This window comes from Mycobacterium hainanense (genome assembly GCF_041890355.1).
GTDB classification, from domain to species: Bacteria; Actinomycetota; Actinomycetes; order Mycobacteriales; family Mycobacteriaceae; genus Mycobacterium; species Mycobacterium hainanense.
On sequence record NZ_CP169059.1, the window covers coordinates 2,951,828 to 2,966,201 of the forward strand.

General features: G+C 67.3%; 12 protein-coding genes. All 12 read right to left on the minus strand.

All coding sequences use genetic code 11. The features are described from left to right. Positions 1 to 207 precede the first annotated feature (207 nt). Positions 208 to 2,040 carry a type VII secretion AAA-ATPase EccA gene (eccA, locus tag ACEL92_RS13835; RefSeq protein ID WP_374021316.1) on the minus strand — a complete coding sequence of 611 codons (1,833 nt, stop codon included), beginning with the start codon at positions 2,038 to 2,040 and terminating at the stop codon, positions 208 to 210. Further along, on the minus strand, positions 2,037 to 3,233 hold the full coding sequence (eccE, locus tag ACEL92_RS13840) for a type VII secretion protein EccE (protein ID WP_374021317.1): 1,197 nt from the start codon (positions 3,231 to 3,233) through the stop codon (positions 2,037 to 2,039). The genes eccA and eccE overlap by 4 nt, the downstream gene beginning before the upstream one ends. 19 nt (positions 3,234 to 3,252) lie before the next feature. Then, on the minus strand, positions 3,253 to 5,058 hold the full coding sequence (locus ACEL92_RS13845; RefSeq protein ID WP_374021318.1) for a type VII secretion-associated serine protease mycosin: 1,806 nt from the start codon (positions 5,056 to 5,058) through the stop codon (positions 3,253 to 3,255). After that, entirely contained in the window at positions 5,036 to 6,547 is a 1,512-nt protein-coding gene (eccD, locus tag ACEL92_RS13850; RefSeq protein ID WP_374021319.1) for a type VII secretion integral membrane protein EccD, read from the minus strand. The genes ACEL92_RS13845 and eccD overlap by 23 nt, the downstream gene beginning before the upstream one ends. Before the next feature lie 263 nt (positions 6,548 to 6,810). After that, a complete protein-coding gene (locus ACEL92_RS13855; RefSeq protein WP_374021320.1) occupies positions 6,811 to 7,713 on the minus strand; it encodes an ESX secretion-associated protein EspG in 903 nt (300 codons plus the stop codon). An 87-nt stretch (positions 7,714 to 7,800) separates the two neighbouring features. Continuing rightward, positions 7,801 to 8,085 (minus strand): WXG100 family type VII secretion target, encoded by a 285-nt coding sequence (locus tag ACEL92_RS13860; protein ID WP_046182844.1) that lies wholly within the window; start codon positions 8,083 to 8,085, stop codon positions 7,801 to 7,803. Positions 8,086 to 8,135: 50 nt separating this feature from the next. Beyond that, a complete protein-coding gene (locus ACEL92_RS13865; protein ID WP_007168951.1) occupies positions 8,136 to 8,432 on the minus strand; it encodes a WXG100 family type VII secretion target in 297 nt (98 codons plus the stop codon). 288 nt (positions 8,433 to 8,720) lie between these two features. Beyond that, a complete protein-coding gene (locus ACEL92_RS13870; RefSeq protein ID WP_374021321.1) occupies positions 8,721 to 9,020 on the minus strand; it encodes a PE family protein in 300 nt (99 codons plus the stop codon). A 411-nt stretch (positions 9,021 to 9,431) separates the two neighbouring features. Further along, positions 9,432 to 10,649 carry a PPE family protein gene (locus ACEL92_RS13875; RefSeq protein WP_374021322.1) on the minus strand — a complete coding sequence of 406 codons (1,218 nt, stop codon included), beginning with the start codon at positions 10,647 to 10,649 and terminating at the stop codon, positions 9,432 to 9,434. 340 nt (positions 10,650 to 10,989) lie between these two features. After that, positions 10,990 to 12,243 carry a PPE family protein gene (locus ACEL92_RS13880; protein WP_374021323.1) on the minus strand — a complete coding sequence of 418 codons (1,254 nt, stop codon included), beginning with the start codon at positions 12,241 to 12,243 and terminating at the stop codon, positions 10,990 to 10,992. 473 nt (positions 12,244 to 12,716) lie between these two features. Next, positions 12,717 to 13,937: a PPE family protein gene (locus tag ACEL92_RS13885; RefSeq protein ID WP_374021324.1), complete on the minus strand. Its 1,221-nt coding sequence runs from the start codon at positions 13,935 to 13,937 to the stop codon at positions 12,717 to 12,719. Positions 13,938 to 13,945: 8 nt separating this feature from the next. After that, positions 13,946 to 14,245 carry a PE family protein gene (locus ACEL92_RS13890; RefSeq protein WP_374021325.1) on the minus strand — a complete coding sequence of 100 codons (300 nt, stop codon included), beginning with the start codon at positions 14,243 to 14,245 and terminating at the stop codon, positions 13,946 to 13,948. Positions 14,246 to 14,374: the final 129 nt, after the last annotated feature.

Consider the following 14,374-nt stretch of genomic DNA (forward strand, 5'->3'; position numbering starts at 1 on the left):
GCCGGACTGATAGTTAATTGAGATCCCGTACACCTGCTGTTCATCAACACGAAGAGTAGGCCGAGTGCGCTGTGCCGCCGCTGATTAGCTGCTGACAGTTTCCTGGGAGGTCGTTTTCCCTGCTCGCCGCCGGTTTGCGGGCACGCCGGCCGCGTGTTTGGAAGGTTGCCAATGGCAATCTTCGCGCGAAGAAGCACCGGGTTCGAACTACGTCGACTTGTTCTCGGCGACTGCGGCGCTCAGACCCTCGGCGAGATCTTCTTGGGTCAGCTCTTTGAACCGCAGCAGTTGACGCTCGCTGAACTCGGTGACGTCGCTGGCCAGCACCGCATCGAGGTCCTCGTCGTCCAGGCGGAAACTGCGGTGATCGCGGGCCTTCTCCACCACGTTGCGCACGAAGCCGGCATTTCCCAGGGTGTCGATCCCGCGGATCAGGTCGCCGTCTTCGGAGTAGCTCTCGTCGAGATAAAACCTGGTGTAGGAGGGCAATAGGGAGTGGGCGGCTTCCTCGGTGATGACGTCCTCGTTCTCCTGGCCCATCAACCGGGTCAACGCGACCAGCTCGTCCGGGGTATAGCTGAAGAACTCGATTACGGTCGAAAACCGCCGGCGCAGACCCTGATTCACGTCGAGCATCTTTTCCATCGCCTTCGCATAACCCGCTCCGAAGACGACGAGTTCGTCGCGATGGTTCTCCATGTACAGCAGCAAGGTGTTGATGATCGCGTTGCCGTAGGGGTCGCCCTGCTGGTAACCCTTCTCGTGCAGCGTGTGCATCTCGTCGAAGAAGACCGCCCCGCCGAGGGCCTCCTCGAGCATCTCCTCGGTGTTCTTCTCCGCGTCGGCCATGTAGCGACCCAACAGCTTGGTCCGGCTGGTTTCCACCACCACCGGCTTGCGCAGCACGGTCAAGCCGCACAGCTGCTTGGCGAAGGCCCGCGCCACCGACGTCTTACCGGTCCCGGGCGGACCCAACAAGAGGGTGTGGCGCGATGTCACCGGCACGGGCAGGCCCATTTTGGCGCGCGCCAGGTTGACCTTCGTCGTCGACTTGATGAGCTTGATCTCCCGCTTGGCGCGTTCCATGCCCAGCATCGCGTTGAGCTCCGCGTCACCCTCGGCCAGGTACTTCGCGGCCTCCTCCGCGTGGCGAGCGGCCTCCGTCTCGGCGCGGGACGGGGCGCTGTCCGGATCCCACGGATTCGTCCGCGCCTCAATGGTTTCCGGGTCCGTCAAAACCAGTCGGTAGTTCGGGTTGTCCAGCGCTTCCCGGGCCGGGCTGAACTTCGGATCCCGCGAATACACCCGGCGCAGCAGTTCGACGGCCTCATCCTCGCGGCCCAGGTGGCGCAGGCACATGCCCTGCGTGTAGAGGGCAATGTTGGCCGCGCCGGGCACCCGGTCACCCTCCACGGCGTCCTGGCCGCGTCGCAGTGCCTCCTCGAAGACGCCGAGCGATGCCAGCGCCGTCGTCGCCATCGCCGCGCCGGCGGCCTTCAGCTCCGGCTGACGCCAGACCTTGCCCTCGGGGAACTGGTTGAGCACATCCGGCCACCGTCCGGTGCGGAAATACAACACGCCCCGCACGTAGTCGACCAGTTCCTGCTCGAAGGGCTGACGCGGCTCTACCTTGTCGAGCAGTTCCGCCGCCTCCTCGTAGCGTTTGGCCTCGGCCAGAACGGCCGCGTAGGCACACGCCAACGACTCGGCGCTGGTGACGGCCAGCTGCAGGAACAGCCCGTCGGAAACCTGGGGACGGAACTCCAGATCGGTGACCCCGAGCCTTCGGGTCTCCCACCCGAACGTCCGGATGGACGCCCACGCGCCGGCGAGCACCTCGATGCTGCGCTCCCCCGCCAGCAGCCGCGCAAGCCAGGCGTCACACATGCCGGGGTCCAGGTTGCTGGCCGTCGTGAACATCTGCGACGCAACCTGCGGATTGTGACTGGGTTGCAGCCCGTTGACCGATATCCCCGATGCCAACAGGCCGGCGACCATCGCGTTGCGGGCGCCCTCAGCGGTCGATTGGGGCCGCGTCATTGCGCCACAGGCACGCCCGCCGGGCTCTCTCGCAACTGACCGACCGACAGCGTTAGCTCGTCGTCGTCACGCACGGCGCGGCTCGGCACGACAAGCGAGGCGTGCGTCGCGGGGGCGGGCAAGCTCGCGCGGACCGCGGCCAACTGGCGACCGGTAAGCCGGTTGAGGCCGGCGGAGACGTCCCGGGGTAGCCGCTTCTCGGAGTGGTAGCGCACCCAGGCCGACACCTGCGGCCGGCCCGCGGGGGCGGTGAGCCGGACGGTCAGCACCGTGGCGACGGTATCCGCCTGCCACAACTCGTCGAGCGTGTCGGTGGTGATGTCGGCGGGCGTCACCCAGAAGCTGGTGGTGAAACCGTTGAAGTGCTTGAGGTGGCGCCAGCCGGGCCGGCTCCAGGTGGGCTCCAAGTCGGCCAGCACCGCGCGGTCCACCTCGGTGATCTCATCGGCGGTCAACGGCTTTGCGGCGCAGGTGAGTCCGTCGAGATCCTGGGCCAGCCGCTCGGTGGCCGCCACCAAAGTGGAAGCCAGGGAATCGCGGACCGCGACCGCGGCGATGTTGCGCTGCGGGTTCATCCGCAACACCAGCCAAGTACGGCGGACGTAGGACGTGGGCTCTCCGTTGGCCACCTCCCACTCCTCGGGGCCCCAATCCTCGAGTTTCGACAACTCGGCGGCGTTGCCGCCGCGGCGCACCTTGACCGACACGATGTCGATGTTATCGAGGTGAATGTCGAACTGCCGCAAGCCATCAGCCACCGCCTGCACCAGCAGGGTGGGCGGCGAATTCCGGTGCCGGTGGCGCGACGACGGGTCGTCTTCGCCGCCGTTCACCGCGATGACCGAGACCAGCTGGCCCTGGTACTCGCGCACGCCGACCTTGTCGCGCCCGAACCTGCGCTGGTAGTCGACCACCGGTGTGCAGCCGGCGCCCAGCGCGGTCCCCGGGTCCGCGGACCAATCCCACAACCAGGTGGCCAACGCCGAGGTCACCGTGACGCCGTGGTAGGTCACCAGGGATAACAGGGCGACCAGCACCGCGAGGCCGACACCCACCCAGAACGCGATGCGGTAGGTGCCCTGCCAGGACTCCGGGCAGTGGCTGGCCACCACCAGGATGGCGACGTCGACCAGGAACACCGCGGTCACCCGCGGCCACGACAACGCCAACCCAATTTTGCGCTGAGCTTTCATGACTGTTACTGCTCCGCCCTCATTGCTGCTTCCGCGATCGCTTCATCAGCATCGCCGTACCAAACACGCCCCCACCGATCAGTAACGCCGCGAGTAAGCCCCCGCCGGCCACCCACACCGGCACCATATCCCGGTTCGGAGGCGGCTTCGGAATGTTCAGCGGCGCTGACAATTGCTGCGGCGGAGTCAACGGTCCTTCGGGTACGTCCCACGTCAGTGCCGCGACCGGGTCGACGACGCCGTGGCCGATCTGGTTGTCCACGCCACGCGCCGGTGCGCGGGCGGTGCGAGTCAACCGGTTGATTACCTGGTATGCCGACAGCTGCGGGAATTTGGCGCGGACAAGCGCGGCGATGCCGGACACGATCGCGGCCGAGAAGCTGGTGCCGGACGGAACCAGCAGCGTGTTGTCCGGTCCATCGATCGCGTTGATGACGCCGTCGTCGCGCGGGGACAGCCCGACGACGTCGGTGCCCGGCGCGGCGATGCCCACCCACGGGCCGGCCACACTCGTCGATCCCTGACCCTGGCCGCCGGTCTGCGGCCGGCCATCTTCGTCGACGGCCCCAACGGTCAGGACGTAGTCGCTGAACCAGGACGGCGTCACGACGGTGGTGACGGAGTTCCAGTTGCGGGGATCGTTGGGCTGCAACGGGTCATGCGCCGGGTTCTGCTTGCAGTCCTTCTTGTTGGTGTCGCCCGCGGCCGCGACGATGACGGCGTTCTTGTCGACCGCCGCGTAGCGCACCGCGGCGCCAAGTGCGCGCTGGTCGACAATGTTGCGTGCGCTCATGCAGGTGACGTCCGAGATGTTGATGACCTGCGCGCCCATGTTGGCCGCGTGCACGATCGCCCGGGCCATCGTCTGAACGCCGTCGATCTTCGCCCGCGTCTGCGGGTCCTCGTCGCCGGTGTAGGCGTCCTTGAGGCCGAAGGCCTGGCTGGACTGGCGGATCGCGATGAGGTCCACGTCGGGCGCGACACCGCTGAACGCATCGGGGCCGGCCGACGGCGCCGGCGGTGGCGGCGGGTCGAGCGGGCGTGGGTAGTCAACCCCGACCACGTGACTTCCACCCGTGTAGCTCGGGATCGTCACCGTGCCACCGCCGTGGCTGACCGCCGGGGCCTGGCCTTGCGGCGGTCCGGGCGGTGGCCCGGCGGGCGCGGGTGCCGGCGGCGGCGCCCCGAACGGTCCCGGCGGCTGCTGCTGTTGTTGCTGGTCCTGAGGCGGAGGCGGAACCATCGTCACCGTCTGCGGCAACGGCGACAACGTCACCGTCTGGGGCGGCGGCGCTTTCGGTGGCGGTTCGGTGGTCGGGATGGTGACCGGACGTCGCGGCGCGGCCGGCGGCACCCCCGCTCCGTTGGCCGGCGCGGCGCCGATCATCGAGGCCACGATCGTGCCGTGCGCATCGCAGTCCGACAGTCCGTCTCCGCCCATGACGTAGTCCCCGCCGGGGATCAGGTGCGGAAACCTCGGGTGCGGGCTCACCCCGGTGTCGATGACGGCCACCTTCACACCGGCACCGCGCCCGAACTGCCATGCCTCCTGCAGGTTCAGCATGTCCATGTACTTCGGCTGCAACCGGAAATCCGTACCGGGCAGCACCCCCACCTCGGTGCAGTAGGAATTCTGCTTCATCGGCGCCGGAGGCCCTGGCGGGCCGTCAGGCGGCACCGCAGCGGGATCGATCGTCGGCGGCGAAATCGCCGAGGCGGGCGGCAAGCCGGCCAAGGCTCCTGAGGCGAGCAAGATTGCGGCGAGGGCCGCAGCGGATGCGCGCCCTCGCCACAACTTGGAATTACCGGTAGCGGATTGCTGCATAGACATTCATCAACCAAAATGCCAGCGGGAAGATCGGCATCAGGCAGAGGTATTCGATCCATTCCACGAACTTGCGGAACAGCGGGCTGTAGATGGTGTTGGGCACCACCGCCGCGGACGTGAGGCCGGCCGCCGGCAGCAGAACCAGGATCGCCGCACTGATCGACACGGCCAGGGGCGACTGCAACACGAGCGCGTACCGCACGACCACCGCGCCAACAATGAGGACGGCGGTGACGGCCAGGGTGATCGCCTGCCAGCGGTCGACGTAAGAACGTCCGCGCAGCATGAGGAACCCGGCGCTGAAGCCGGCCAACAGGAGCGGCAGCCAGCGTTGGCCAGTGTGCGGATCCGACAACGCGGCCAACGAGACGGTCATCAACACGCCAAGCCCTACTAGCAGGCCGGTCAAGAAGGAGCGGGCGCGTTCGGCCTGCACCAATACGTCGCGCACGGACGCGGGGCCCTCGAGAACCGGGGGGCCGCCGTCGGAGCGGACCACCGTGGTGGGCAGGTCCGGCCGGGCCTCGAACACCCACCGACTGGTCGCCGAAGGAAACACGGGCAGACGGATGCCCGCCAACCGTCGCGAGAGAGCGGGCGCGGTGTGGTAGGCCAACACCGACACCAGCACAACGCTGGCCAGCAGCGTCACCGCGCCAGTCATCGCGACCATTCGCGCCAGGGCCGCGATCGCGGTGACGAGGCTGACGGTGATGAGGGCGGTGTAAAGCCCCAGCCGCCGACCCGTGAAACGCAGGGCGAGCATCGCCGCGATGGTGAGAACGCCGAAGCCCAGGACGGCGTGGGGGGATCCCACTCCGCCCGGCGGCGCCGCCGCCGCGGCGACCGTGAAGGGCGCCAGGCCGCTCAGCAGCATGATGTCGGCGATACGGCGATCCTGGTCGGTGCGCGCCCGCATCAGGAGCATCAAAGAGACCCCCAGCACCACCGCGGCGATCACCGCGGAGTATGCCGTGGGCAGCCAGGAGTTGTGGTGCCATCGGTACCAAAGCAGCAACGCCGAGGCTGCCGTTACCCCCGCCGCCACCATCGACGCGCCGACCTGCACCGCGGCGATCGGGTCGATCGCGGCGAAGCGCTTGCTCAGATTCGCCGCCACCGCGGTCGAGATGTGCTCGATTACCTGCGAGCGGTGTTCGGTGTCCTGGATGAACCGGATCCACAGTCGGTCGCCGTCGTAGACGTCCTGTTCGGTCAGGGACTGGGTGGCCCGCAACGGGGTGCCGTCAACCAGGCAGAGCGACCACCTACCGCGGCCCGTGGCCTCGAGCGGGGTCTCGCCAAGTTCCCTGAGCCGGCTGTTAACCACTTTCAGCAGCGGCTCGGTCATCACCGAGACGGGGGCGTTCGCGTCCAGCAGGACGCCGATTTGTACGCCCGCCCCGGCCATAACGCCGACCACGACCGCCCGAGGTTGCGAAATACCCTCAACGTCAGGCTGTAGCGCTTCAACTACCGCAGTCATAGCCCTGAACCCCTTACCGTCGTGAATGTGTACGCCCGTGCCGCCAACCGGGCGGGAGCCTGCGCCGACCGACTTTCCGGGGCGCTGCCGGCCCCGGAAGAGTGCAGCTCGACTATTCGGAAATCCATCTACCCCGCCTTGCGATTAATACTTCGGTGACAGTGGTTTGAGATTTGCTGAATCTCTGCGAGAAGTATGCCGTGTTGGCATCTCAACCGCATGTTGAGTGCAAAGCTGTTGGTGAACTTTATGTTTCATGAATGTCAGACCCGGCTATGGGTTTTCCACTCGCCGTACGGCAGTGTGTCCAGCACCGTCTTGACGCCCACCTGCACCAATTGGGGGGTTGCGGGGCAGATGGCCAGCCAGGCCTCCCCCGAACCGGCCGTCCTCGCTTGCTGGTAAAGGGCGATGCGGCCACCGGAACCGTCTTTGAGCGACAGCACCGACGCGCTGGGGCCTTTCGCGTCGTCCTGGTATTGGCGCGCGTACACCGCGACCTCGGCCGCCGGGTCCGAGAGGGCCTGTCCAAGCGCGGCCACCGTGGCGGCGCTGATGCCCATCCGCCGCAGGTCGCCGCCGGAAAATACGTTGAAGCCCGACTCCTGCCACGACTTGGTGGCTTCCAGCATCTCTTCCAGCGGCACGTTGACCGCATTGATGGCCGCGGGCTCCGCATGGTGGATCGACTCCAGCGCGTCCAAGACCAGCGACGCGATCGAGGCGCTGTCGGCGATGGCGACGTCGTCGACGGTGATGTCGCCGCCCACTCGCACGGCCGAGACCCAGTGCTGGCCGCGACGGGCCAGCACTACCCGGAACTCGTTGTCGGGGATGTCGCGCGACCCGGGCGGCTGGTTCTCGTCGTCGACGACGCCGTAGAGCAGCTTGCCCCGCGACAGCAGGGCGATGACTTCCAGGTCCGGCGCGGCCAGCACCCTCATCCGAGCGGCCACATGTTCGTTCACCTGATCGTTTTCGACGATGCCCTGCTCGCGCATCACCGCCATGCCGGGATGCTCGTTGAGCCAGTCGCTCGAGTCGGTAGAAACGAATGGCCGGCACCGCAACTCCGGCGCGACGTGCCGAATGTCCAGGAGGGCCTGGAGCATCCAGAAACCGTCGACGTTAACGGTGATGTCGGTGCGGGCGGTCTGTTGGTCCATCAATACCTCAAGGGTTCAAAGTGCACGGTAACCGCAGGACGCGGCAGCACACCGATATCTGGTGTGCTGCCGCGCCTGAAGTTGGGGTTAGGCCCAGCTGGACCCAACGGCGCTGTCGGTGCTGGCCATGTTGCTGCCGGCGCTTTGCACCTTCTGCCCGTGGGCGTTGGCCTGCTCGTAGATCACCTGGAAGTTGCGACCCAACTGGGTGATGAACTCCTGGCAGGCCACCGAACCCGCACCGCCCCAGAAGTCACCCGCAGCAAGCACATCGCGAACGATGGCCTGATGCTCAGCCTCCAAAGACGCGGCCTGGGCGCGGATCAAGGCACCGTGGGCGTCGACATCGCCGAACTGGTAATTGATTGTCATAGCGCTGTTCTCCTAATGTCTGGAATGGTACGCAGCCGCGCTTACTAGCGCTAGCTGCTGAGGATTTGCTGCGAGGCCTGCTCTTGCTGCTCGTAGTTGTTCGCGTCGCGGATCAGCCCGTCGCGCACTCCGTGGAGCATGTTGACGATGTTGCGGAAGGCCTGGTTGACCTGACCCATGGTGTCGTACGAGGTCGCCTGCGCCTGGCCGCTCCAGCCCGAGCCGGCGATGTTCATCGAGGACGCCCACATCTTGCGGGCCTCGTCCTCAACGGTCTGGGCGTGCACCTCGAAGCGGCCCGCCATCGCCCGCATCTCGTGCGGGTCGGTCATAAAACGAGTTGCCATCTTGGCTTTTCTCCTTAATACGTAGTTACTCAGAAACCTGCTGTGGTGACGACGATGGCCGGACCGGTTACGCGCTGGCGAACCGCCGAGCCGAATGCAAAAGGATGATCCCCCCTTCCCGTCAGCCGGCGGCCACCGGTCGCTTTAACACGGTGAGACGGACGTCAAACCCGAACTCCGGCGTTTGAGTTGTCCGGCCGTCAGCCCCCGAGATCATCGGCAGCTGGGTGGTCGGGTGCGAGCGCACGTCGAACACGTCCCGCGCCAGACCCCGAGCGGCCAATCCGATCAGCCCGCGGCAGCTGCGTTGATTGCCTCGGTCGCAGCGTACGAGCCGGAGCTGGTCGTCAGCGTGTTCACGAACGCCTCGTGAATGGCGGAGGCCTGCGCACTGACCGCCTGGTACATCTGCGCGTGCGCGGCGAACTGCGCCGCCGTCAGCGCCGACACCTCGTCGGCGGCCGCGGGCACCACCCCGGTCGTGGGCGCGGCGGCAGCCGCGTTCTGAGCGCTCAGCGCTGAGCCAATGGCCTGCAGGTTTCCGGCCGCCGCAGCCAGCGCCTCGGGCTGTGTGGTTACGAACGACATACTTGGTTCCCTCCTAGTTCAATCCCCGACTCTGCAGAGACTAGATGACGACGACCCCTGAAGCGCTTTCTGAAGTCGCCAGTTTGCAACTGTTCACGTGACGGTACGACGAATTCACTTTTAGTAACGACAGAGTAACAGCGCGACGCCTCGATCGCCTCCCTTCACAGCAAACTCTGACCCGCGCGGTCACCAAAGTGGCAGGTCCGCGTTTTCCCAGGCGCCACCGCAGGGCAGGACACGAAAAAATCTGATTGCCCATTATTCGCCACCGCCCGGCCAGCAACCGGCGTGCGGGGTCGCCGACGGCCGCACGACGCTTCTCCCCGAGCCCCGTCGACCGCCTGCGACCGAAGCCGTGGGTATCTCATCCGTTAACACTTTGACTGGGCCGCCGGACGCCGAAGCTGGCTATCCGGCGAAGGGTGGGCGGGCCATGACGGTGGGGCGGAATCCGTAGCGGGGGCCGGCGCCGGCGTGGGTGCCGCTGCCGACTCCGGCCAGGGGCATGCCGCCGAGCAGGTTGCCCGGTCCCCCGGCCGCCTCGGGCGCGGCGCTGATCGCGCTGACCGGGACCGCGGTGTGGCCCATCGCCGGCAATGCCGGCGCACCCGTCCAGGCCACCGGCACCGACAACTTGCCACCGATGGAGGCCGCGCCGCCGATGGCCGCCGCCGGGTGCACCGCTCCGGCACCACCGCCGAGCAGGCCACCGAGCCCACCCAGACCGGGCAACGCCTTAGCCGCCGCCGGAGCCGCACCACCGATCGCCCCGACCGACTTGGCGATCTGGGTGAAGGTGTTGGCCATACCGGTACTGAAGTACGGCAGACCCTCGGTGTTATAGAACAAGCCGGCGAACGGGCTGTAGCCGTTCACGGCCGCCCCCAGGTTGGTGGGGATGCTGGTCTGGCCGGTCAACAAGAACCACAGCTCTTGCAGCGGGTTCGTGGACTGCTGAGCGGCCGCGGCGGCCTGCGGGGCCGCGGTCGTAGCGGCCGTGCTCGCCGCCTTCTGCGCGACGTTGGCCGTGTTACCGGCGGTGGTGTTGGCCGCCGCATTGGCCACCGTGCTGGACTGGGTGGCCGTACCCGCCTCGTTGGTCACCTTCGGCGCAGCCTGAAACTGCGTAATGCCCTTGGTCGCCGCCGTGGACTGCACCGAGTAATTCGCCATCGCACCGGCATCCTGAGCCCAAAACTCGCCGTACTGAGCCTCCAACTGCGCGATCGCCCCGGTGTTCTGCCCGATCACGTTGGTCGCCTGCAACTGCTGCACCAACGCCCGATTAGCCGCGATCACCGGCGGCGGCACCACCGCAGCGAACGCCGCCTCATAGGCCGCCGCCGCCGCACTGGCCTGCACAGCCGCCTGCTCAGCCTGAGCCGCCGTGGTCGCCAACCACTCCGCATACGGCGTGGCCGCCGCCGCCATCGCCGCCGAAGCCGCGCCCGCCCACTCCTCACTGGCAAGCTGGGTCACCACATTCTGATAACTCAACGCCGCCGACTGCAGCTCCGCGGCAACCGCATTCCACGCCGACGCCGCCGTCATCAACGACCCCGACCCCGGACCGGCATAAATCCGCGCCGAATTAACCTCCGGCGGAAGCGCCCCAAAATCAAACACGAATTACTCCTTAACCTTGGCCGCTTGGCGCGAGTATTGAATGACGATAAATCGGTGTACGGCGGTCACCCGGCGCCCGACCCCCGTGGCATCGGCGGTCGTCGGGCCCGCGTAGGCCTCGGATCGGTCCCGCGGCACGGCACGGCACGGACGGTCACTCACCCGGCCGCCGGTCGCTTGTTGGCTATGAGCTGGAGGAAGACTTTCCTCGCCACGGCCCACTGCGACGACGGGGTCGAGCCCGAGCCGCGGCGCTGTCCTCAAGGCCGGATTTGGGCGTGGCCCGCGCCGAATAAAATCCGGCCGCGGATAACTGAAAAGGTCTGTGTTCATTTGCCCGCTATCCGGCTGATGGTGGGCGGGTCAGGACGCTGTAGCGGAAGCCGTATTTGTGGGAGTAGCCCGCGGCGGCGCCGGCCCGGCGGCCCACAACGCCGGTGGGCATACCGCGCAGCAGGGCGTTGCCCGGCGGGTTGCCGGTCACCCCGGCGGTCTGCACCGGCAGCGCCTCGGCCTCGGCCGCATTGGCCGGGCTGACCGCCGAGGTCAACGTGGCCCACTGCTGGGGCACCGACAAACCCCCGACTTGGGTGGCCTGCCCGGCACCGGCCGAGACGACGTTGCTGCTAAGACTGCCCAGGTTGCCCAACCCCAACTGGGCAAACTGCGGCGTCGGATACCACGCACCACTGGCGCCGGCCGTGCTACCACCAGGACCCGACACCAACTGCTGAGCCAACTGCGACCAAAACGCCGTTATACCGTTGGAGAAATACCCCAAACCCGTCGTCTGCTTGAGCATCACGGTGTAGAAGGTGGGACTTAGTCCCAGGTAGTTGTTGGTCGGCGTGGGCAGCCCGCTCTGGGCGAAATTCTGGATCGCACTGGTCAACCACGTAAACGGCCCGGGTTGCGACGACGCCGCGGTCACCTGAGGCGCCGCGCTGCTCACCACTTGCGCGCTCGCCACCTGCGAGGCACTCGAGGCCACCGTCTGGGCGGTATTGCCCGCCGGCTGCTGAGCCGCCTGACTCACCGCCAACGCCTGCTCGGCCACCCCATCAGGAGTCGTGGTATTCGGCGGAGCAGCAAAGGGCGCCAACTGCGAGGCCGTCGCCGAGGCCGCAGCATAGCCATACATCGCCGCCGCATCCTGAGCCCACATCTCCAAGTACTGCGCCTCAGTCGCCATGATCGCCGGCGTGTTCTGCCCAAAAAAATTCGTCGCGACCAACGTCGCCAACAACACCCGATTAGCCGCAATCACCGGCGGCGGCACCGTCATCGCAAACGCCGCCTCAAACGCCGCCGCCGCCGCACGACCCTGACTGGCCGACTCCTCAGCCAACCCCCCCACCGCAGAAAGCCAACTCACAAACGGCACCACCGCGGCCACCATCGACGACGACGCCGGACCCAACCACCGACCCGCCGTCAACTCCGCAATCACCGAGCTATACCCACTAGCCGCCGCAGCCACCTCAGCAGCAACCTCATCCCACGCCGCCGCCGCCGCCATCAACGGCCCCGAACCCGGACCCGCATACATCCGACCGGAATTAATCTCCGGCGGTAACGCCCCGAAGTCAAACACCTACGAACCTCCCGGCTCGAACCATGTGTTTCCCTCGCGAATGTTTGGATTGGCTGATTTCAAGCGATGCGCTTGCTTGCGAAGGCTAGAGCGCCGCGCGGTCTTCTCGCTGCCCGTCACGCGTCGGTCCGGCAGCAAGGCACTCCTTGCCGCGGGCCGCGCGGAATGTGCACAAGGCCGTGCGGGCCGATGCCCGCGTTCGCGGTCGACGCAGCTACCTGCGGGAACGGGGTGCCGGCCGGATCACGGTCGATACGCGGTTCCACGAAGCCCGGGCGGATCAAGTTGGGCGCGGGACAAAAAATCCGGTCGCAGATAAAGGCCGCAGCGGCGCCGGCCGGGCAGCGCCCGGCCGGTGCGACGGGCAAGCCATCCGCCGCGCAGCGGTTCGTGAGCGCAACGCGAAACACGCTTTAGCGCAGCACCTTTCGCGCGCTAAAGCGTGTTCCTACGCTGCCAACAGCAACCGCTGGTTATCCGGCGAAGGGTGGGCGGGCCATGACGGTGGGGCGGAATCCGTAGCGGGGGCCGGCGCCGGCGTGGGTGCCGCTGCCGACTCCGGCCAGGGGCATGCCGCCGAGCAGGTTGCCCGGTCCCCCGGCCGCCTCGGGCGCGGCGCTGATCGCGCTGACCGGGACCGCGGTGTGGCCCATCGCCGGCAATGCCGGCGCACCCGTCCAGGCCACCGGCACCGACAACTTGCCACCGATGGAGGCCGCGCCGCCGATGGCCGCCGCCGGGTGCACCGCTCCGGCACCACCGCCGAGCAGGCCACCGAGCCCACCCAGACCGGGCAACGCCTTAGCCGCCGCCGGAGCCGCACCACCGATCGCCCCGACCGACTTGGCGATCTGGGTGAAGGTGTTGGCCATACCGGTACTGAAGTACGGCAGACCCTCGGTGTTATAGAACAAGCTGGCGAACGGGCTGTAGCCGTTCACGGCCGCCCCCAGGTTGGTGGGGATGCTGGTCTGGCCGGTCAACAAGAACCACAGCTCTTGCAGCGGGTTCGTGGACTGCTGAGCGGCCGCGGCGGCCTGCGGGGCCGCGGTCGTAGCGGCCGTGCTCGCCGCCTTCTGCGCGACGTTGGCCGTGTTACCGGCGGTGGTGTTGGCCGCCGCATTGGCCACCGTGCTGGACTGGGTGGCCGTACCCGCCTCGTTGGTCACCTTCGGCGCAGCCTGAAACTGCGTAATGCCCTTGGTCGCCGCCGTGGACTGCACCGAGTAATTCGCCATCGCACCGGCATCCTGAGCCCAAAACTCGCCGTACTGAGCCTCCAACTGCGCGATCGCCCCGGTGTTCTGCCCGATCACGTTGGTCGCCTGCAACTGCTGCACCAACGCCCGATTAGCCGCGATCACCGGCGGCGGCACCACCGCAGCGAACGCCGCCTCATAGGCCGCCGCCGCCGCACTGGCCTGCACAGCCGCCTGCTCAGCCTGAGCCGCCGTGGTCGCCAACCACTCCGCATACGGCGTGGCCGCCGCCGCCATCGCCGCCGAAGCCGCGCCCGCCCACTCCTCACTGGCAAGCTGGGTCACCACATTCTGATAACTCAACGCCGCCGACTGCAGCTCCGCGGCAACCGCATTCCACGCCGACGCCGCCGTCATCAACGACCCCGACCCCGGACCGGCATAAATCCGCGCCGAATTAACCTCCGGCGGAAGCGCCCCAAAATCAAACATCATTGGCTCCTTTAACCAGTCGCGGCCGCGTTGGCCGCCTCAGTCACCGCGTAGGACCCCGAGCTCATCCTCAGGGTGTTGACGAACATCTCGTGAATCGCCGTGCCCTGGGCGCTCACAGCCTGATACATCTGCGCATGCGCAGAGAATTGCGCCGCGGTCAGCGCCGATACTTCGTCGGCCGCGGCCGGGACCACCCCCGTCGTCGGGGCCGCCGCCGCCGCGTTCTGCGCGCTCAGCGCCGAACCGATGCTTTGTAAACTGCTCGCGGCCGCGGCCAACGCCTCCGGCTGCGTCGTGACAAACGACATCAAAATCCCTCCCTGGTCGCGGCTCGCTGGCCTTCGAGGAACGGTTTGCCGGTGGGCTTACCGTGGGCGTGGCTTACTGCTGAGATTAAATGGGTCACGCGGTGCCTCGCCCTCCCTAGTGCCGACTGT